The sequence below is a fragment of the Paenibacillus sp. BK033 genome (assembly GCF_004345425.1).
Taxonomy (GTDB): Bacteria; Bacillota; Bacilli; order Paenibacillales; family Paenibacillaceae; genus Pristimantibacillus.
Window position 1 is genome coordinate 690,651 of the sequence record NZ_SLVP01000002.1, and the last position, 21,215, is coordinate 711,865.

Here is a 21,215-nt window from a genome sequence, read left to right on the forward strand (position 1 = left end):
AAATGAATAATCACCAGAATGACCGTTGTTCGGTCATCGTGATGATTCATGCTTCGTAAGCATTAGCTTAATGAATAATCACCAGAATGACCGTTGACCGGTCATCGTGATGATTCATGCTTCGTAAGCATTAGCTTAATGAATAATCACCAGAATGACCGTTGTTCGGTCATCGTGATGATTCATGCTTCGTAAGCATTAGCTGAATTAAAAACCAAGCTTGTGAACAATACGTAAAGCCATGTAAATGGTTTCATGATTTCTTAATGGAATATAAAGGTAAAAAGAAACAGCCCGATTCATTTCAGCCGGGCTGTTTCTTTTCGCTGCCTATGGATCACCAATTATTTCCTGAACCCGTTGCGGTAAAGCTGCTTGACGTATTGGAAAACTTACCGGACGGCGCGCCGCTGACCGTATTATTGTTAAAGACGGAGCTGCCGGTTGCCGTTCCCCGGATATACACCCCGTAAGTCCCCGAATTGGTTATGGCGTTTGAAGCATACGTGACCGAAATGCTTGGAGCCGGCTCCTCAATAAAAATGCCGCTGTAGACGCTGTCCTGTATGGTATTGCCGGATACGGTAACCGTCAGGTTTTGGGCTTTGCCCGTGTTATTCAGCCAATATGCCCAGATCGCACCGATTTGATAGCCGTAATCCTTATGATAGGAACCCGTCCGAATGAGTACGTTATTCTGCACAGTCAACGTTCCCGTCATCGAAGGAGGATTAAAGTTGGTTCCAAACGATATGCCCGAACCGTTAACCACCGTATCGGTCAGCAGGTTGCCGATCACCTTGTTGTCCTTGCCGCCGTAAATGGCAATGTTATTCGCGAGAGTAGGAATTTGAACCGTATTGTAGCTAAACGTATTATTCGTATCCAAATACGTATCCGACCACATCGCCAGACCGTCGTCACCGCTGTTGCGGACCGAGTTATTGGTCACCGTTGTATTGGATGTTCCGTAATGAAGATTCAGTCCGTCCGCCCATACGTCACGGATTCTGGAATTCGAGATTGTTGCGTTATTCGTCTGGTTCGTCAGCCAGAAGCCTACCTTCGTATGCTCGATCCAGAGGTTCGTCAAAGTGGAATTCGTTCCGTTGCCTTCTACGCCGGATACGCCGTTATAATCGTCGCGAATGATATCGTTCGCGCTGATTTTAAAGTCGGAGATCGTGACGTTGCCGCCGCGAAGGTACAGCCCCGCATAGTTGCCGGACAAAGTCGAGTACCAGATACCCGCGCCTTTCATCGAGACGCCGCTGTCCAGGTAAAGCCTCGTACCGCTGCCGTTATACCCCGCGCCTTTATTCCCGTTATTCAAGGTAAAAGCACCAGCTGGAAGCCATACGCCTTTATAGGTTCCGCCGGAATTTTTCACCGCATTGATCGCATTGTTAATGGCTGTTGTATCATCCGCACCGTCATTGGCTACGGCGCCATAGCTGGTAATGGATACGTAATTGGACGGCATCGTAAGCGCGGCCGGAATGGCTTCCGTTTCGAACAGATCGATGGTGACATTGGCCGTCGAGGTGAAGTTCAGGTTTGTTGCATTCCGCTGCAGCTTGATAACCGTACCCGCAGGGTATTCCTGGTTCAGCACAACCGACACTTCGTCATACAAATGATGCGGAGTAGTTGGCGTGGCATTCGGGTTATTCGACCAGCGGATCTCCCCGCCCTCGGTTCCCCAAGCCCCATAGTTCCAGCTGTATCTGGACGTCAGATTGATATCTTTGAACAATGCGCCGCCAATGTACATGCTGATGGCCGAGTCAATGCCTGTTCCTGCCGCGTTATCCGGGATGGAGTAGCGGATCGTTACGCCTTTTGCCGCCTTCGCCAATGTGAACTGCACGTATTGACCGGCTGCCGTAAGCTGCACGGCTTTGCGGCCGGAAGCTTCCGATGCTAGGCTGCCAAAGGTCGTGTTTGGTCCTATGACCGTTCCCGTATACGATACGGATTCAGCCTCATACGCGTCATAAGGCATGGTTGCCCCATACGTTCCGGATGGCGGAGGAGTGACCGGAGGCGTCTCTACAATCGCAACGTCGATTTTGTCGATATTCACATTGCCCGTGTCGGTTGTATCGTATTTGTACATAATGGTGTTGGTGCCCGCATTTAAATTTACGGTATCGGCTTTTGTGCTCCAGGAATCCCAATTCGCCGTTGCCGGAAGGGAAGTCTGCGTCGCTTTGATTCCATTCGCGTAGAGGCTAAGCGTTTGCGCTGCCGTTGAACCGTTTGCATATTTTAAAGCAACCGTATAGCTGCCTGCTTTGGTAACGTTTACATGAAAGGTTGCCGAAGCATTGCCTTTATTGCTATCGATAAACCCGCCTGCAAAGCCGGTTCCGCTGTACCCCGCGTGATCCGTTGCAACGGATGCACCGCCGGACAATACGGCAGCCTCTGCTTCATAGGTCCCGGCCGGAGAATCGGGCGGAGTTACGGTTCCTCCGCTTCCATACACCTCAAGCTCAGAAATCTGCCCGCCGGCAGCGCCGGAATTCGCCGTAAAGTTGACTCTGACAGATCTGGCGGATGACGCTGCAAAAGAAACCGTAACCGTATTGCCGGAAGACGGATTAAACGTGTACGTTTCGGAAGCTGCAACGGTAGTAAAGGTATTGTTATCGGTGCTTGCCGCAACGGAAAAAGTCTGTGTTCTCGTACCCCACGAAGCCGGAAGCTTGAGGACAACGGAATTCACGCTTTGCGCGCTTCCGAGATCTACGGTAAGCGTGTTTGGATACGAATTCGCTGCGCCCTCGTAATAGGTGGATGCGTTACCGTCAACGGCATTGGCGGCCCCAAAGCCGGTATAGTTGTTGTTAGAGGAAATTGACTTGTTCAGAGCCAAGTTTGTTCCGGATGGCGCGGTGCCCGAGGTAGTATCGCTTAGGACGATGTTGTCCAGATTCACGTTGCCGGAATCCGTTGTCTCGAATTTATACGCAATCGTGTTGCTGCCCGAATTCAAAGACACCGTTTCGGACTGCGTAGACCAGCTGCTCCAGTCAGATGTTGCCGGCAGAGAGATTTGCTTCAGCTTCGTGCCGTTAACATACAAGCTTAAGGTTTTCGCCGAGCCTGTTCCGTTTGAATATCTTGCGGTAGTCGTATAGCTGCCTGCCGCGCTGGCATTTACCGTAAATGTCGTAGCCGCGTTGCCTTTATTGGCATCGGTATAACCGCCAACAAAGCCGGAACCTGTATACCCTGTATGGTCGGTTGCGATAACCACGCCTCCGGCACGGGCCGCCGATTCGGCTTCATAGGTGGCGGATGCAGCGGACACAAACGCGGAGAAAGGCAACTGACTGATCAATAATGCCAGAGTGAATACGTAAATGAACAACCTGCTGCTTCTTGTCTTTCCGGGCATGAGAATACCTCCAATAGTTTAGGGTCTGAACCGTTAACGAACGCCTCCTCCTTCCCTTGTAGGCTGACTCCATAAGCCATTGTAGAAATCTCCCCTTGTCCCGGACTACCACGCCAGTGACTTCTAAGGTAAAAATTGTGACCTGGAGAACCGAAAAATACCATCCATACGCCAATTCTGCGTGTAGATGGTATTTAGGTTTTCGCTATTTCCGAAAAGGGTTCTATTCCCGTCCGTTTAGATCCAGATAAACCTGGCTTTCGCCCGCGAATTATTTTCCATTTGTAATCAAGCTTACCGCATGTTATTTTCCATTATGGAACATTCGGGCATACGAGCCTCAGACAGAAAGGAAAATTAGCTCTTGTCAAAACCTATGCGTTATTGCTTCATCATTTTTATTATTCTAGTAGTCGTCGGTACTTTTTCTTATAATCATTTAAATAATAAATGGGAAGATAAGTACAACCATCTAAAAACGCTATATCAACAAAAAAATGACTCCGGTTACATCTACATCGTGACCCATGCATCATCTGCAATCCCGCTTGCCGAAACGTTAGAGAAAATAAGCGCTTCTAAGGAAGACGAGGATCCGGCTAAAATCCAGAACTTAATTTACCAGGCGCAAGACCAGGCTGAAGCTATTAACGAGCAGCTGCTTACCATCATTGAATTTAGCGACGGTTTTTCTAAGGATTCCGTACCCGAAATTTCCATTAATCAGACGGTTATGACGACGGAAACACAAAAAGACATGTTTATCCTAGCCTTTCAGGCGGATGTATGGATTCCCCTTCACAACATTAGCTATAATTATTGGAAAACAAAACCGAAATTAATTAATGACGAAACACGCAAGACTTTATCTGCATTAGCGACAGAGCTTCGCGCATTGGACCAGACCATAACTGCGTATAAAGACGTTGCAGCCGAGATGGCATTTCGAGAGCAGACGCCATATCCGAAAAGCCCGTTATTAAACCAATTAAAGCCCCACCTAGAGAAGTTGAAGTCCATTCAAAATAACATGTACAAGCAAAAATGAGGCAGGGGGTTACGACCCCTTGCCTCATTCTTTAAATAATCAAGCTGCTCACCGCAAAGCTTGTTCCTATAAATACGAAGCATAGAAGCGCTCCAATCGCGATATTCCCCTTTTGCAGATGCTCCGAGATTTTGAGCCCCGGCGTTACTAGCTCGAAGATCCAATAAGAAGCCACTAGAATGAAGTAACCCACCAGAAACCACAACATCATATTCCATATGGACGTATTCGTGTAAGCCGCAACGCCAATAATGAATGCCGTGGACAAAAACTTCCCGCCAAACGCGAGTCCAACGGCCATATTCCCTTTCTTTAATTCCTCCAGGTCATTAAACGGCGTCATTAAACTAAAGAACAGCATGCCGGCCAATTGCAAAACAATGATGACGACTACGCTTACAACGAGATTAATTACAACGGTCATTGCGCCCACCCCCGAAATTTCGAATATACCTGATCATAGTCATCATACAAATGAACCTGCTCGATATTTACTTTAACCTTGGATTTCGTTTTTAGAGCCGCATACTTCTCGTCACTGATCGGCTGCTTCACGACATTGCCGGACGGCAGCGTGATTACGGCGAACTCGCGCGTTTTACCGGCGTTCTCCGTCTTGTATACGCCAATCAAATCGACTTCCGTTTGAATCGATTCCTTTAAGCTGGCCAAGTCAGCAAGAGCGCTCTTCTCGTCCTTAAAAGATTTCAGCGTATCCCAGGAGGACAGCTTGATCTGGCTGCGTCTGTCATCGTCCGTCGTTAACATCGCGTCCATGTATTGCAGAATCCACACTTTATCTCCCGTTGCATAATTATTATCATTAGGAAGGAGCGTATTGTCCGGAATGATAGTCATGTCGCTCCCGACAAGATCGCCAACCTCCTCTTCAACGACCCGATAATCCCACGGCACATTTCTTACAGGATTAACCGGGGCCGAAGAAGCAACGGCCGTATTCTGCGAATTCGTAAAGGAACTGGTGCTATACACGTAATCCGGATTGTTCGTGCATGAGCCGAGAATAGAGCATAGCATGAGCGCGCTAGCGACGATCGTGAATTTCTTCATTGGTTTTCCAACACTCCAATCGGGATAAAATGACTTGAATTGCCGGTAATCGGCCCACCTGCGCGTCCGAGGAGTCCGGCTGTCTCTCCGTTGATCATAAACATGCCAACCAACAGGTGCAGCTCCCCGGCGGCGGTATGAATGCGGGACAGCCGTGTTCTTTTTTGATACACGACGGGAAATAACTCGCTAGTATCAAACGCCTCTTGGTCCTCCAGCTCCAGTTCGCCCGATTGATCAAACATCTTGACGGAACCGCCTTCGCGCCCAAACATCGATTTGGATACGAAATCCCCGTCGAATACGGGTTTATTGTAGGTCGGCAGCATATACCGCTCGATGGTTTCGCGTTCTTGACTATCAAATAATACGCCCAGTTCGTATAATCCCCATGCGGCTGCCTGCAGGCCTTTCGATTGAAGAAGGATGCTATGAACGGAATTGAACAGGTGCAGGTAACCTTTCTCTGCCGCGTAAGCCAACGCTTCTCCTCCGTCGTCATGCGCCATCCATTCCTTCGGATAAAGAGCGAACATTCTATGAATCGGTTTTCCTTGCCCGTTTTTCAAAATGCCGTCATCCACCCACAGGTTTAAGCAGTCCTCCAGCTGGAGTTCCAGCCCGCTATGCTTGGCTAATGCCTCTATTGTCCCTGAATCCTCCAAATGCGATCCGTACGCGACGCACGCAACCGTATCCGGCTGCTCAATCCCCCAAGCGGAAGCGACCAATTCCTTCATTCTCCCGTTAACGTTCGCGATCCCGGCCTGTTCGCACAACCACGGCGTTGCAATGGACGCTTCCACATAGCCGGTAGGCGTATCCGCGTTTAACTCCAGCATCTTTATGCTCCCGTCAGGCGAAACGGCATAATCAAATCTAGCGTATCGGCTGATTACCCCCTTATCGGGCATCGGCAGCAGATCGATTAAATCCCATAATATCGTCGGGATGCCGATCAGCTGATATAAATCATGTTTGCCGTGTATGTAGCGCGCGGTTTTGTCCAGAATCAGCCAAAGCTCCCTTGAAGCCCGATCAAGTTCTTCGTAAATTTCCCGGTCCATCCCCACTACCTGATCAATCCAGTAGGTTTCCGACTCCAGATCCGCCCAGGCAAATCCCATTTCCTTCAGGATCTCAACCTTGCGAGCCCGGTCAGCATCCGGTTCTCCGATAACCGTGAATACCTCCGTTGTTGTTGTCATCCTCCGAATCCTCCCGAAGAAATCGAGCTGGAGTGCGAGCTGGAGGAGCTTGAAGAGGAACTGAATCCGCTGGATTTGCCGCCAATGCCGCCAGGGGTGGACGAAGTCGAACGACGCGTTACCGAGCCCGTGGAATTGGAGGTCTTAGGCGGTGATACCGTTGAACCCACAACCGGTTTATTCTGGAATTTCCCGTTGGAATAGCTTTTGGGCTCATAAGGACGGGTGCTGCCATAATAATATGAACGATGGGAAGATGCCCAGGTTTGCGATGAATAAGAACTGCCGTTGTTGAACAGCAGGTGATACAGCATCAGGTCATCCCAGCCAAAGCCCGACGATTGATGAACAATCGTTGTAGTGCCGCCGGAACTTCCGCCGGCCGTCACTTGCGGACTCTCTTGCGCGGCTGCTTTGTCCAGCTCTTTATCCGACGGCAGCGGCAGATTCCAGTCAACGGCTGGGTCATAATAACGCTTCACGGCCTCGCTTGACCATTCCACCAGCTTGGGACCGGATGTTGCGCTGGTTACCGTTGGGCTTGGGGTTGGGGATTCAGCCGAGCTTGTTGTTCCGGCATGAGCCGGTACCGCGGCCAAATTCGCCAGCAAAGCGATACCAAGCGAAGTGGAGAGAACCTTCAGAGGAATCCCTTCTTTAATGGCTTTTAACGAATCCGTTTTTTTTCTTTCTTGCATATCAAATCCCCTCTTCCCTTCTATTTGTTATTCATCTTGACAACCAGGAGCTCCAGCTGGCCGGCGTCCAGGTTCAGCTTGCCTTCCAGTGTCTGGTACTCCTCGCCATGGACGGTCAAATAGTTGACATGTTCAAGCGTGGCAATCATGGCGGCATCCCACTCCCGCTCATCCATTTGCCTTAACCCCTGCTCCGAATCTTTTACAAACAGGACTACCCTCATCCGTTTTTGTGCCCCTTTCAGTTGGATGTTCAATGTATACGACGATCGCAAATGGACGTTTCAATTTTTTGGAAGCAAAATATTTACCTCTAAAACAAAAAAAGCACGATCACTTTAAACATGATCGTCCTCTACTAGCCGTGTCCGCTTAAAATAGGAATGACTTCCGCATTGTATCATGAAATATTTGGGAAAATAATAGTCCGATTTTACTATTTCCTCTATTTGGAATTGTTGTTTAGTTCTAAATCATCCTAAAAAATCCGAAACATCTCCAGATGAAAAAACGTTAATAGGGTATGAGAGATTGCTTAGAGACGGAGGGCGTTTAATGATGAAGGAACAAGCACAGGCCTGTTGTGATTTTACAATCGAGGTTACGGGAGAAGGAGCGGCAACAGCCGTACCCGACCAAACGATCGTAACTCTTGGGGTATCCGGTGAAAGCGATAGCCTGGGAACGCTTCAAACCGATCAGGCCAAGATCATTGATGCCGTTATTCAAGCCATGCTAGCTCTTGGCGTGCCGCGGGAGAGCATCTCCACCGCCCAATATTCGATTGAACCGCAATATGATTTCGTAGACGGAAAACAAATTTTTCGGGGCTATCGAGCGGTGCATCTGCTGCGGATTACCATAGACGGGGCGAAGGATGCGGGGCGTATCATTGACGCTGCGGTTGCTCAAGGAGCCAATATGGTATCCGATGTAACCTTCCAATCCACCCACGCAGACGAAGCCCGGCGTAAGGCATTAACGCAGGCCGTTCGCGATGCCGAGGCGAAGGCGCTTGCGATTGCCGCTACGCTTGGCGTCTCCCTCTCTTCCGTCCCTTGCAAGGTTACGGAGTCGCCCGTTAACCGATTCGAGCCGATTATGTTCAAAGCCGCTTCGGTTCCCGCCGGCGATGCCGGCACCACCATCGAACCCGGAACCTTAACGTTCAAAGCATCCGTAAGAGTCTGGTACGTGTACGGCTGAGAAAAAACGGCGGCGCGCACTTTGTACGCACCGCCGTGATTATCGTATTTAATAAATCTTCTTCATCCGCTCACACGCTTCATCTAGCGAAGGACTTTCCTACCCCTTCATTCCGCCCTGCATGCTGAACCCTTTGGACATAAAGCGCTGGGACAAAATATACAGAACGACCGACGGGATGGCATACATAACCGAGAAAGCGGCTAATTTACCGTAATCCGCCATGCCGTACTGCCCGAAGAACTGGTAGATCTTGAGCGAGGCCGGGAAATTCTCCGGCGATTGAAGCAGGATATACGGCACGAAGAAATTGCCCCAGCTGCCGGAAAAGGTAAAGATCGCAACCGTGCAGATGCCGGGAATCATCAGCGGGGCAACGACCCTCCTAATGCCGACAAACACGGAGGCTCCATCGATCCATGCCGCTTCTTCCAGCTCGGAGGGCACGGAATCCATGAAGTTTTTGAGCATCCATATGCCGTAAGGCATCGCCGAAGCAACAAAGAAAAGAATGACGCCAAAAATATTGTTGTACAGCTTCAAGGTTAGAAACAACTGATACACCGGTACCATTACGGCCGTAATCGGCAAGGAAGTCATAAACAGGATCGTCAGCATAAAAGGCTTCTTGTATCTAAGTTGATAACGCGACAACGGATAAGCCGCCAGAAGTCCGAGTATAACAACCAATACCGCTTGGCTGCCGGACATTAAGAGGCCGATCAGAAAGGCACGCTGATTTTCCTTGTTGGTGAGCACATCGATATAGTTATTCCCCGTCAGATGGGTAGGCGTCTTAAGAGACTGCAGCGCGTTTGTGTCCACGGAGGCTACAAGCACCCATAAGAGCGGAAGCAGAAAGCAAATCCCAATGACCGTCAATATGGTGTAGGGCAGCAGCTGATAGATCCATTTGCGTTGTTTTGCACTCATACAATTGTTCTCCTTGTCCGTTTACTCTTTCATTGAGCGGATATAGAACAAGCTTAGGATAATGCCGATGAACAGCAGCAATAAGGAAATAGCCGTGCCGTAACCAAGCTGGTAATTGACGAAAGCCTGATTATACATGAAGATCGGCAGCGTGGTTGTCGACGTACCCGGTCCCCCGCCCGTCATCGCGTAGATCAGACCAAATACGCCTAACGTCTGCAGCGTAACAAGCATCGCGTTTGTTGTGATCGAGTCCTTGATATACGGGATCGTGACTCTCGTCAGCACCTGCCATTTCGAAGCGCCGTCCACAATGGCAGCCTCTTCGATTTCGCTCGGCACATCATCGAGCGCAGCCTGGAATACGAGCATCGAGAAGGCTGTCCCATGCCAAATATTCGCCAGAATAATCGTAATCATAGGTACCGTGTACAGCCATGTGACTTCGGTGAAGCCGAATGAGGTTATAATCGCGTTAAGCGTTCCTTCATCGGCGAAAAAGCTGTACAAGCATAACGCGCACACGATTTCAGGCGTAACCCAGCCTGCCAATACGATGGTGCCAATAATTCTCCGAAACCATTTATTCTTGTTTTTCATCAGCAGCGCAATCAGGAACCCCAAGACCTGCTGGCCGATTACGGCCGAGCCAATCAGGAATACGAGCGTATTCCATATACTCGTCCGAACCGTAGGATCCTCGAACATGCGCGAATAGTTATCCAGGCCGACAAAATTCAGATTCTTGGCCGCCTCTCCGGTTAAAGCCAGGTTGGTGAAGGAATAGAATACGGTCAGCAGAATCGGATAAATAAAAAACACAAGCATAATGGCCACGGAGGGCAGCAAAAAATACAGCCACGTCCATGTCCGCTTTCGCTTAACCATGCCATTTAAGGCCATACTGCTCATTCTCGTCTACCTCCTCCGCCTTCAGAAAAGAAGACTTGCTCAAGCAGCTGCATCTTGTGGAAGTGCTTGAGCAAGCCGTTTTCTATTATTTTTCTAACGTCTTATCCGCGCCTACGATACGAGTCACATCCTGCGCGTATTTGCTTGCGGCATCCTGCGGCGATGTACCGGATGCAACGGATTCAACCATTGTCTGAATTTGCGTCGATACTTCCGGATACTTATCCTGCGCCGGGCGGAACTCGGCGTTTTTCAGATAATCGGTTGCGATTTGGTTAAACGGCATTTGGGTATATTCCGGATCCGAACCCACGTCCGCGCGAACGGTAATATTGCCCGATGCGATTACCAGCTTTTTCGAATTTTCTTTGTTAAGAGCGAATTTAATAACATCCCATGCCTCGTCTTTATGCTGCGCGTTCGCCGGGATCGATAAGGCCCAGCCGCCCGCAAGCGTGATGGAGCCTGGTGCCTGGCCTTTGCTGGTCGGCATTGGCGCGAAGCCGAGGACATCCTTGTATTCCGGCCACGGAGCGGCGCCGCCTTCCAGATAGTTGCCGGTAATCCAGGAGCCGTCGAGCGAGATCGCAAGCTTCCCTTGCGGCAAGTATTCACGGGTAGCCGTATTGCCCGCTTGACCGTTCAATACCTTCGAAAGCGGCGGTCCAAGCTTTTCTTTGTTTATCGTTTGGATAAACGTAAGCGCATCGTTAATGCCTTGGCTCTTCGTAATCCATTTGCCGGTGTCGTTATCGTAAAGTCTCTCGCCTGTGCCGTAGAGAAGCATTTCGTAAGTCTGCATGGACGTTGCTTCGCCGGTTGCTTTGCCCATGTTCATCCAGATTGGCACGACATCAGGCAGCTTGCTCTTAATGGTTCTGGCCGCGTCAAGAACTTCATCCCAGTTCTTAGGAGCCCATTCTTCCGGCAAGCCCGCTTTCTTGAAGAGCTCTTTGTTATACCAGAGACCCCTGGAATCCGTATTGTAAGGAACCCCGTACACCTTGCCGTCGCTCGCCGTTACGCCTTTTTTCAGCGCTTCGATGAAGGAGCCGTTCGTCCAGTCTTCCCATGCGCTTACCTTATCGTCCAGCGGCGTCAGATATCCCGCGCTGGCATCGGAATTCAGAATAAACGTATCCTCCGTTACGATATCCGGCGCGGTATCCTTCGACTTGAGCGCGAGAGCAATCTTGGCGAAATAGTCCCCTTCGGACGCCTGAATCGGAGTAGCCTTAATCTCTATGCTTTTGTCCGGAAAATTCGCCGCGAGCTCTTGAATCCATTTGTACATGACGCCTTGCTCGCCAATGCCGTCATCGCGATAAGTAATCGTAATGACCTTTTTCTCCGTATTTCCCGTTGTGCCCCCGTCGTTTGTTGAACCGGCATTCGTCTCTTTCGTGCCTGTGTCAGCCGAAGTGCTTGGACTGTTGCTTGGCGTGTTTGTGTTGTTCGCGTTATTCGAACAGGCAAACAGCAAGGTTGAACACAGAACAAGCGATGTGGAAATCGACCAGAATCTTTTACCGCGAGCCATCGTAATCCCTCCCTATTAGTCAACCACCCGGGTTAAGCGCTTCCATGCGGTTATAGTTCATAGATATTTATCTACCTCCTCCTTTATTCGATGAAAATCGGAAGATTTGACTATAAGATTGCGACAGAAAACTCTATTTAAATGACTTCTAAAAATCGCTTCAATTAATGGCGCGCCTTGGCACGAAAAAAAGAACTCCGGTACGTGTCGCCCGGAACTCTGGATTAATTATAGTATTTAAGAATATAGCTCAATAAATGCGGATCTCCGCTGCCTGATCGATTGCTGCCTGCCTTCGGACGCTCTCACCTCGTTATCCAAGCCAACAAGCAGGCCTGTAGCTTCCGATAACTGGGACTCGACTTCGCTAATGGAAGATTTGATTTGGCCTTGAACGATCCAGTCCGTAATGAAACTGTCAAAGAAAAAGTCAGCGAATTTGTCCATAGCGCCTACTCCGACGTATAGATCCGCCGTACGTTTCAGATCCTTCAGCTCCGTCTGAAGCTGGCGAAGATGGTACTGGGCTTCATGAATATAATCCTGCGCGTCGTCTATTCGTGAATGCTTGATGGAGGTGCTGATTAATCCTCCGCCAAACATGTCGTGCGTTCCCCAATCCTTGGCGGAATCCAGCTTCTCGCTTGCGCTGCTTAAGGCCTCAACCAATTTTCTGCAGGCAGATGCCGCTTCGCGCAGCTCCTTCGCTTCCGCCTGCTCCCGGAACAATTGCTCATCCAGCTTGGATAGCTCGGAAGAAGCCTCCGGCGCGGAGCTGCGCATATATTGCTCCTTTTGCAGAAGAGTCCGGTTATAAAGATCCGATGCATCCTGCACCGCAGCCAGCTTTGCCGTTACCTCATCCAACTCCCGCTCCAGCTTTTCGCTTGCCGTACAGGCCTCCTGCAGCTTAAGAGCAGCAGCAAGGGCTTCCTGCTTCTCCTTCTCGAGCCGTTCTTCCTTATTCCCCATTATACTGGTTATTAAATTCATCCAGGATTTTCGTTCGAGCTTGTTAACGTCCTCTTGTTCTCTTTTGAATTCGGCAGATAGATTCGTAATTTGATTGGCTGCGTTCCGAAGCAACCGCTGCAATTGTTCATGCCTGCGGTCCAAATACGCTTTCTCGGAAGCCTTTTCTCTTCGCTCCTCTAACTCTTCATTCCATTCCTTCATTGAACTCGGCACTCCGCTTCACCCTCTCTATCATCCTAATAACGGTTCATCCATTCCGCCTCTCACCCTACTCTACCATAAATTTCTAACAGGATAAAAAAACACCGTGCAGCATCCCTTAGGATGCTCACGGATTTCTATTAAGCGGCCAGTTTCACTGAATGTTTAGCAACGTACTTGCCGAACAGGAAACGCACCAGCGGTCCCATGACAATCAATTGAAGCGGGAAGGCCAGAATATAATTGTGAAAAACAATCGTCAAATAATGCACGATTAAGGATCCGTCTCCCAAGCTGCCGGACAAAGATGAGCTGATCAAGCCGTACAACGACATGCTCAGCACCATGCCCGTTACCATACAGAAAGCAAGCGCCAAAATCACGTACAATTTCTTCGATTTATCGTAAGGCATCGCGAATGCGGCTTTTTTGGCAAGAGGTCCTACAACAAACATCTCGACCGCAAACGCAACGATAAACCCTAAAACATATTGCAGGATCAATTCTCCCGGAGAAAGCGTTCCGAACAAGTGATTACGCATCAGATTATACGTAATCATGACCAGCGCCATCCCCGTCACCATCATTACTCCAAAATAAAACTCGTCTCTCTTATTCGTCGGCACCATCATCATCCTTTCTGTTCTCCTGTCATTATAGAGATTTGGATACCCTCTTCATAAGTGACAAGTTTGTGAACATTTACGGATGAAAAAAGCCCCCGCATAGCCCTACTTCCCTTTTCTATAATGCAGGGGAGGATGTCCGGTAACCGATTTAAACACTCGTCCGAAATGCGTCACGCTGCCGAATCCGACCCGCTTCGCAATCAGATTAACCTTCATGGAGGATTGCTCCAGCAGCTTTTTCGCTTCCTTGATTCTGACGCTGTTCAGGTATTCCACAAACGTAAAGCCCGTAGCTTCCTTGAAAAATCGGCTCAAATAATAAGGGCTTACGTAGAACCTCTCCGCCAGCATATGAAGCGACAGCTCATTCCTGTAATGGCTGTTTATGTACCGCGCAACCTCCGAAATACGCTCATGCATCGGGCTTGGCGATTCAAGGATCTCCACGCTGCTCGACTTCACATGCCGGCAGCAAATCATTAGCATCTGCAAGGTGAGCGTCAACGCGTACAACTCAAAGCCGGGCTTTTTCTCCGACATTTCCGCAATCATCGTTTGCAGAATAGTTTCAATGGCTAACCGGTCCTGGAGCGGGCATTTAACAATCAGATACTCCTTCTCGAATAACGGATGCAGGACATCCATATAGCTCCCCGCAGCCATATGCTTTTCGTGAATATTGACAATAAGCCGTTCATGCTCCGGCGTTTCCGTATTCGTTGTCCGATGCAGGATATTCGGCGAGATGATAACCATATCCCCTTCTTGAACAACCAGGGTCCGGTCTTTAATAAAAAACTCCCGCTTCCCGGACATGAGGCAGAAGATTTCATACGTGCTGTGGAAATGGCTGGCGGGCATATTATGGCTCCGGGCTTTGCGGTATGAAACCGAGATGGATCCCTCTCCGTTATCGTATTGGAAATCTCCCATCGTCCGCCTCCCCTCCAGCTTCCTTTTCTATCATTATACGCCTCGGTCAATTTACAGCAAGATATAAGAAGAATTCATTCATTTCTGCAAAAAATGTACATTTCCTCGTGCTAGCATAAACCTATGAACAAGAAGGAGGCTTATGCAAATGATCAAAACCGTACTTTCCCCCATCCAATGGGCAGAGAAAGCCTGCGAGGCATTAATGGCCAGATTCGAGCCGGAGCAGCTGCCGCCGGACCGGTTCCATTATCATCAGGGCGTCTTTTTATCGGGGATGGAGAAATGCTGGAAGGAAACGCAAAATCCGAAGTACTATGAGTATCTGAAACGCTGGGTCGACAGCCAGGTGCTGGAGGATGGCCGCATCAAGAAGCATAAGCCGGATGAGCTTGACGACATTCAGCCGGGCGTTCTCCTATACAATCTGTATGAGCAGACCGGAGACGAGCGGTACAAGAAAGCTTTGCAATATCTTGTGCCGCTGATCAAATCGTGGAAAACAAATCCTTCCGGCGGCTTCTGGCATAAGGAGCATTATCCGAATCAGATGTGGCTTGACGGATTGTACATGGCCGGGCCGATTGCCGTCCAGTACGGCAAGACGTTTGGGGACAGCGATTATTTTGATTTGATGACCTACCAGGCAATCCTGATGGAAAAGCATACAAAGGACCCGGTTACCGGACTCCTGTATCATGGCTGGGACGAGACCAAGGAAGCATCCTGGGCCGATCCGGAGACCGGTCTTGCTCCCGAATTCTGGGGACGCGCGATTGGCTGGTATCCGGTTGCCCTGCTTGAAATGTTCGAGCACCTGCCGGAGGATCACAAGGATAAAGAAGCGCTTGTCGCTATTCTGCAGGATCTGCTAATCTCGCTCATCAAATACCAGGATACGGCTACCGGCTTATGGTATCAGGTGGTGGATAAAGGCGATTTGCCGGACAACTGGCTTGAAAGTTCCTGCACGGCCCTTTACGTGCATGCCATTGCCAAAGCCGTGCGATTCGGCTATCTGGATCCTAAATATTTGGAATACGCATGGAAAGGCTACCAAGGAGTCATTGACACGCTGAAGCTTGACGACAACGGCCATGTCGTTATCGGCCAAATCTGCATCGGCACGGGTATTGGCGATTACGCCCACTACATCGCCCGGCCAACAAGCGAGAACGATCTGCACGGCGCAGGCGCTTTTATCCTGATGTGCGTAGAGATGAGCTTGGCTCGTCAAGCAAACGAGTAAAAAAAAAGCTGAAGCCCTCCAAAGAGGCTTCAGCTTTTTTTATTCACAGCCTAAGGTATCGTCTGCACTTCCGGCGTGGTCACTTCCGAGGAAGCGGCGGCTTCGCCTTGCGAGTGCCGGTACAGCTCCTCGTACACGCCTTGCTTCTCTATCAGCTCGGCATGAGTGCCCGACTCAACAATGGTTCCGCGACTGAGCACGATAATCCGGTCCGCGTGCATAATGGTGGACAAGCGATGGGCGATCACGATCGTCGTCCGTCCCTCGGACACAACCTGCAGCGCGCGTTGAATGAGCTGCTCGGTCTGGGAATCGAGGTTAGCCGTCGCTTCGTCGAGAATCAGAATCTTTGGACGGAACACGATAATCCGGGCAAAAGAGATCAGCTGCCGCTCGCCGGCGGATAATCCGCTGCCCCGTTCGGACAGCTTCGTCTCGTAGCCGCCCGGCATACGGTTAATCAGCTGATCCGCTCCGACAAATTCGCAGGCGCGGATGACGTCCTCCCGGGAGATCGACTCGTCGAACATCCGGACGTTGTCGATAATGCTTCCGGCGTACAGATAAGGCTCCTGCTGAACCAAGCCAACAATCCGGTGAAGCTCCGCCTGCGGGATATCCCGGACATCGTTCCCGTCAATCTGAACGCTGCCTTCGTTCACGTCATAGAACCGGCATAACAGGCTCATGAGCGAGCTTTTGCCCGCGCCGGTCGTCCCGACGATTCCGACCATTTCGCCGGGATGGATATGAAGATCAAGTCCGCGGAAGATCGGAGTGCCGTTCCCGTAGCTGAACGAGATGTTATTATAATCCACGCGTCCCTGCACGGCGTCATGGTTTATTTTGACCGGCTTGGCCGTGTCTTTAATATCGGGCTCGACGTCAAGAACGCCCCATATCCGGTTGACCGCTACCGTAGCGGACTGCAGCGTATTCCACTGCTGGGTGATGGCGTTGATCGGCTGGAAGAACTGCCGGATATACGTGATAAAAGCGTACAATACGCCAAATTCCATCGTATGCCCAAGCACGGCCTTCCCTCCGGTCCAGACCACAAAAGCAATGGTAAGGTTGCCGAGTAAATCAAAGGTCCGGTTAAAGGTAACCGCCGTGCGGATCTCGCGGACATTCGCCTTGAAATAATCCTCGTTCCGCTCCTTGTACAAGTCGCCTTGCGCCTTTTGCTGATGGAAGACTTGAATGAGGCTCATGCCCGCCAGATTCTCCGCAACAAACGCTACAAGGCGGGATAAGCGCGTCCTTGCCATCTGATACGTCGTGCGCATGAAGGACCGGAAACCAATGGCGATAAGCGCGATAATCGGCAGCAAAAGCAGACAGTACAGCCCTAGCGTCGTATCCAGATAAAACATCATCACCAGAATGGACACCAGCGTTAATCCATCTCTCAGCAGGGTCAGCAATACCTGGTTGAAAAACTGGTTAACCGCCTCGGTATCGCTCGAAACATGCGTAATGAGGCTGCCGCCGGACGTTTTATCGAAGTAGGACATCGACAGCTTGGTAATATGCTCAAACAGCTGTTTCCGGATGCGGGCTACGATGCTCTGGCCGGCATCCTGCAGCAGGTTATTTTGCAAATACGTAAACAACAAGCTTGACAGGGACAGGCCGAGATAAATCGCGCAAATCGCAATCAAGCTGCCGTAATCGTTCTTGCCCACCATCAGGTTATCGTCGATCGCGATTTTTACCAGGTAAGGCTGGAACAGCTCGGAGGCAATCGCGATAATCGTACAGATGGCCACCAGCGTAAACGTCTTCCGGTGCGGGCTGATATAAGACTTCAGTATGCGAAAAGCGGACTTGTACTGCGGCTTAGGCTGCTTGCCATTGCCGGCCTTCTGGTCCATCTGCCAGTTGTTAACGGCTGTCGGCATATTGGCTTCCCTCCTCTTGAATCGCATGGAGCTCGGCGTAAGGTCCAGGTTTCGCAAGCAGCTCCTCGTGCTTGCCCCGCTGAACAATCTTCCCTTCATCCAACACGATGATGAGATCCGCATGCTTCAAAGCGCTGAGCCGGTGCGCGATAATAATGGTTGTTTTTCCTTGACGCTCCTGCTGGATCGTGTGCACAATCTCGGATTCGGTTACCGCGTCAACGGCGCTGACGCTGTCATCTAGTATCATGAGAGGCGCCCGCATGATAAAGCCGCGCGCCAGGCTTGTTCGCTGGCGCTGCCCGCCGGATAACGTGACGCCCCTCTCTCCCAGCTTCGTCCCGAAGCCTTCGGGGAACTCGGCAATATTGTCGTAAATCCGCGCTTGCTTGGCAGCCGCATGAATCTCGCCCTGACCGGCCTGCCGCCGCGCAAAAGCAATATTCTCGCCAATCGTGGTGCTGAACAGGAAGCCGTCCTGCGGGACATAAGCAATCTGCGTGCGCAGGCTCTCAAGCGTGACCTCCCGTATATCCGCAGAACCGATGCGGATCGCATCCGCCGGCGGATCATACACCCGGAGCAGCTGCTTGACGAGCGTTGTTTTGCCGCTGCCCGTACGCCCTACAATGCCAAGCGTCATCCCGGGTTGAATAACAAGATCGATATGCTGCAGCGAAGGCTGTGAAGCTCCGGGATAAGTAAAGGTCAGATCCTGTATTCGAATCGGACTTGCCGAGAGATCAATCGTTGTCGCATGATCGGTCTCCACAATATCCGGCTGAACCGCGATTAATTCGTTAAGCCGCTGCAAGGATGCGCGCGACCGCTGAACCGTATTGATAACGTTGCCAATTTGCTGCAGCGGGTTCATCAGCATCCGTACGTACAGCGTCAGCGCAACGAAATTACCAATCGATATATCGCCTTTTATCGTTAAGTAACCGCCGTAGGCTAGGGATACAATGAGTGACAGATTGCCAAGAAAAGGGACCGTTGCCTGGAACAGCGAGCTGATCCGTACAAGCGACAGCTGGTTAGTCTTGATCCGATCGACCTTGGCGCCAAACCGCTCAACCATAATCGGCTCCACCGCGAACTTCTTCGTTACGCGAATGCCGCCAAACTGTTCCTCCGCCGACTCCGTCATTGTGCCAAGCGCCTCCTGCACTTTGCGGGAACGTTGACGGATAACCGGGCCAATCTTGATGACGATCCAAGGAATGAAGATAAGCGGCCCCACGGAAGCAGCGATGAGATAGAGCGGAATGTCGCTAAGAATCATCGCCCCGACGCAGGAGACGAGCAGCATGGAGGCCATAGCCGTCTGGTTGATGCCCATGGAGATGGATTCCCGGACGCCGGTTACGTCGTTCATGAAGTAGTTGAGCATTTTGCCGACGCCGTTCTTCGAATAGTAATGCTCGCTAAGACCGGAAAAATGAGTAAATAGACGACGACGGGTCATGTATTCGAACAACCGTCCGACATACATGACCAGGTATTGACCGTATCCTCCCAGCAGGGCGTATCCCGCTCCAATCAGAACAAGCAACAAGCTGAAATGCGCAACATCCTGGGTACCAAGCGCTCCCCCCTTCAGCTTATCCGTAAAGTCCCCAAGCACCTTCGGAAAATAAGCGAATACGATACTGGCTGCCGCATGAAGGGTGAACGATCCGAGATAAATGGGCCAGGTCTGCCTGAAATACGGTTTTAACACGCCTTCTGATTTCAAGACTCATCACTTCCATTAGTGGATTCGGAGCTGCTCTCTTCCCCAGCCGTTGCTTCTACGGAAGGAATGTCTTCCTCGGGCAGCTCGTGCAGCTGAAATACGTGAATAAACTCTTCCATAATGGCTTCCGTCGCCTTCAATTCGCCGCTGATCACCGGTTTAATCGCTTCGAAAGCCGGATCATCCAGCTGACGCTGCAGTGTTGCGCGGGTAATCGTAAGCTTCTCCAGAAAAGCAAGCGCTCTTCCCCGCCGGAACGTTTGCGCCTTGCCCCCGTCCCGATTCTTGCACTCCTCCTTGAAGGGATGCCTGCCTCGGTGACCTTGCCCGTTACGCATATGTCTATGCCTCCTTTATTTAATGTATACGTTCGTATACACATCTCTTTATGTATACAAATGTATACGCATCCCAAAAGACTGTCAAGTTATAATTTTCAAATAATTAACAATCGATTCGCTGCAAGCGCAAAAAAAGCGCCATCCAGGTTTGAAATCCCGGATGGCGCTTAGCCGTTTATTTCCTTAAGCGATTAACCGCAAGAACAGTATGCCGCCAAACGCGCATGCCATCCCGGTTATTTCAAGCCGCGTGAAGCTCTCTTTCACCACAAACCGGGTATAGAGAAGAACGATGAGCACATTCAAAGCGGTGACTGCGGACACAAGCCCTGCTTTGCCATGATCAAAGGCCGTTACAATCATCATCATGCCTGCCGCGTTGGTAGTGCCAACCAGCATCCCGGTCAAGAAGGTACGGCGTTCGCTCCACCTTATGCCCGGATCCCGGCCATCCTCGGCGGCAGCTGACACGGTTGCTTCGGCTGTTGCCGCAGCCAGGCTGTATCTCCTGCCGGCCAGCCGGTCCTTCAGCCACCAAATGCCGTAGCAAAGGGAGCCGGAGGCAAACATAAAGAACAGCGTAGGAAACAACGGCGCCTCAAGCTTGGTAGACCAGGAGCCGGACAGGTCATTGCAGGCGAACATGACGAGAGACAGAAGCCCCCACTGCGCGCCTTGAAGATTTTTCAGCGACAAATCATTCGAATAACGCACAAGCAATATCCCCGCCACAATAACAACAAAAGCAGCCAGCTGGGTATACTTCAGCGCCTCTCCCCACATCACGTACGCGCCTATCACAACCAGTACGGCCGGAAGTGCCGTAATGATCGCGACGAGCGAGGCTTTGCCGACGGCAAAGCCCTTGAACATGCTGGCATTCGCCACAAACGAGAACACGCCCATCTGAATGCCGACAAGAGCGGCGGACGTCCAAGGCTGACCGGACAACAGTGCCGTTACGCCGCAAATGATAGCCCCCATCGAGAACGCGCCGCATAGCAGCACGGTCCGGCTTAACGGAAGCTGGCTCGTATAGTGGTATAATATCCCCCTCAATCCGAAACATAGGGCAGCAAGCCCTGCAAATACAATCCACATGACGTAAACGATCCCCTTCCCATTCTTCTAATCTTAGTCAGGAATCCGCGGCGTGGCAATGCTCTCGCAGGATAAAATTTCGCAAGCAAAAAGCTGTTGCCAGACCTAACGTATCATGTTAA

The 21,215-nt window shown here is 50.6% G+C and carries 19 protein-coding genes; 3 read left to right on the top strand and 16 right to left on the bottom strand.

Annotated elements, in window-relative coordinates; genetic code table 11:
• Nucleotides 1-337: 337 nt before the first annotated feature.
• A complete protein-coding gene (locus tag EV294_RS10175; protein WP_132306383.1) occupies nt 338-3,406 on the bottom strand; it encodes a galactose-binding domain-containing protein in 3,069 nt (1,022 codons plus the stop codon).
• Between the two features lie 364 nt (nt 3,407-3,770).
• Here EV294_RS10175 and EV294_RS10180 point away from each other — a divergent pair, with 364 nt between their 5' ends.
• A complete protein-coding gene (locus EV294_RS10180; RefSeq protein ID WP_243711609.1) occupies nt 3,771-4,454 on the top strand; it encodes a hypothetical protein in 684 nt (227 codons plus the stop codon).
• Between the two features lie 31 nt (nt 4,455-4,485).
• Here EV294_RS10180 and EV294_RS10185 read toward each other — a convergent pair whose 3' ends face one another.
• The 5 genes from EV294_RS10185 to EV294_RS10205 are packed head-to-tail and all read right to left on the bottom strand — an operon-like array spanning nt 4,486 to nt 7,655.
• A complete protein-coding gene (locus EV294_RS10185) occupies nt 4,486-4,878 on the bottom strand; it encodes a DUF350 domain-containing protein (RefSeq protein ID WP_132306385.1) in 393 nt (130 codons plus the stop codon).
• Entirely contained in the window at nt 4,875-5,525 is a 651-nt protein-coding gene (locus EV294_RS10190) for a hypothetical protein (protein WP_132306387.1), read from the bottom strand. Before EV294_RS10190 ends, EV294_RS10185 begins: the two co-directional genes overlap by 4 nt.
• Entirely contained in the window at nt 5,522-6,733 is a 1,212-nt protein-coding gene (locus EV294_RS10195; protein WP_132306389.1) for a glutathionylspermidine synthase family protein, read from the bottom strand. The genes EV294_RS10190 and EV294_RS10195 overlap by 4 nt, the downstream gene beginning before the upstream one ends.
• Complete coding sequence (locus EV294_RS10200) at nt 6,730-7,431, bottom strand: hypothetical protein (protein WP_132306391.1); 702 nt, start codon at nt 7,429-7,431, stop codon at nt 6,730-6,732. Before EV294_RS10200 ends, EV294_RS10195 begins: the two co-directional genes overlap by 4 nt.
• 20 nt (nt 7,432-7,451) lie before the next feature.
• Nucleotides 7,452-7,655 (bottom strand): hypothetical protein, encoded by a 204-nt coding sequence (locus EV294_RS10205; RefSeq protein WP_243711610.1) that lies wholly within the window; start codon nt 7,653-7,655, stop codon nt 7,452-7,454.
• 331 nt (nt 7,656-7,986) lie between these two features.
• Between EV294_RS10205 and EV294_RS10210 the strand changes: the two genes are divergently transcribed.
• Nucleotides 7,987-8,637, top strand: coding sequence for an SIMPL domain-containing protein (locus EV294_RS10210; RefSeq protein ID WP_132306395.1), 651 nt, complete (start codon nt 7,987-7,989; stop codon nt 8,635-8,637).
• Nucleotides 8,638-8,736: 99 nt separating this feature from the next.
• Here the strand turns inward: EV294_RS10210 and EV294_RS10215 are convergent, their stop codons facing one another.
• The 6 genes from EV294_RS10215 to EV294_RS10240 all read right to left on the bottom strand — a co-directional run bounded on the left by EV294_RS10215 (nt 8,737) and on the right by EV294_RS10240 (nt 14,760).
• Complete coding sequence (locus EV294_RS10215; RefSeq protein ID WP_132306397.1) at nt 8,737-9,570, bottom strand: carbohydrate ABC transporter permease; 834 nt, start codon at nt 9,568-9,570, stop codon at nt 8,737-8,739.
• 21 nt (nt 9,571-9,591) lie between these two features.
• Complete coding sequence (locus EV294_RS10220) at nt 9,592-10,482, bottom strand: carbohydrate ABC transporter permease (RefSeq protein ID WP_132306399.1); 891 nt, start codon at nt 10,480-10,482, stop codon at nt 9,592-9,594.
• 85 nt (nt 10,483-10,567) lie between these two features.
• A complete protein-coding gene (locus EV294_RS10225) occupies nt 10,568-12,022 on the bottom strand; it encodes an ABC transporter substrate-binding protein (protein ID WP_132306401.1) in 1,455 nt (484 codons plus the stop codon).
• 237 nt (nt 12,023-12,259) lie between these two features.
• Complete coding sequence (locus EV294_RS10230; RefSeq protein ID WP_132306403.1) at nt 12,260-13,198, bottom strand: hypothetical protein; 939 nt, start codon at nt 13,196-13,198, stop codon at nt 12,260-12,262.
• 140 nt (nt 13,199-13,338) lie between these two features.
• A complete protein-coding gene (locus tag EV294_RS10235) occupies nt 13,339-13,833 on the bottom strand; it encodes a DUF2798 domain-containing protein (RefSeq protein ID WP_207918123.1) in 495 nt (164 codons plus the stop codon).
• 96 nt (nt 13,834-13,929) lie between these two features.
• Nucleotides 13,930-14,760, bottom strand: coding sequence for an AraC family transcriptional regulator (locus tag EV294_RS10240; RefSeq protein WP_132306405.1), 831 nt, complete (start codon nt 14,758-14,760; stop codon nt 13,930-13,932).
• Nucleotides 14,761-14,908: 148 nt separating this feature from the next.
• Between EV294_RS10240 and EV294_RS10245 the strand changes: the two genes are divergently transcribed.
• Nucleotides 14,909-16,009, top strand: coding sequence for a glycoside hydrolase family 88/105 protein (locus EV294_RS10245; protein ID WP_132306407.1), 1,101 nt, complete (start codon nt 14,909-14,911; stop codon nt 16,007-16,009).
• 50 nt (nt 16,010-16,059) lie between these two features.
• Here EV294_RS10245 and EV294_RS10250 read toward each other — a convergent pair whose 3' ends face one another.
• The 4 genes from EV294_RS10250 to EV294_RS10265 all read right to left on the bottom strand — a co-directional run bounded on the left by EV294_RS10250 (nt 16,060) and on the right by EV294_RS10265 (nt 21,093).
• Complete coding sequence (locus tag EV294_RS10250) at nt 16,060-17,913, bottom strand: ABC transporter ATP-binding protein (RefSeq protein WP_132306409.1); 1,854 nt, start codon at nt 17,911-17,913, stop codon at nt 16,060-16,062.
• On the bottom strand, nt 17,897-19,651 hold the full coding sequence (locus EV294_RS10255; protein WP_132306411.1) for an ABC transporter ATP-binding protein: 1,755 nt from the start codon (nt 19,649-19,651) through the stop codon (nt 17,897-17,899). Before EV294_RS10255 ends, EV294_RS10250 begins: the two co-directional genes overlap by 17 nt.
• Nucleotides 19,648-19,989 carry a hypothetical protein gene (locus EV294_RS10260; protein WP_207918124.1) on the bottom strand — a complete coding sequence of 114 codons (342 nt, stop codon included), beginning with the start codon at nt 19,987-19,989 and terminating at the stop codon, nt 19,648-19,650. The genes EV294_RS10255 and EV294_RS10260 overlap by 4 nt, the downstream gene beginning before the upstream one ends.
• Before the next feature lie 186 nt (nt 19,990-20,175).
• Nucleotides 20,176-21,093, bottom strand: a complete 918-nt coding sequence (locus EV294_RS10265) for an EamA family transporter (protein WP_132306413.1) — start codon at nt 21,091-21,093, stop codon at nt 20,176-20,178.
• Between the last annotated feature and the right edge of the window lie 122 nt (nt 21,094-21,215).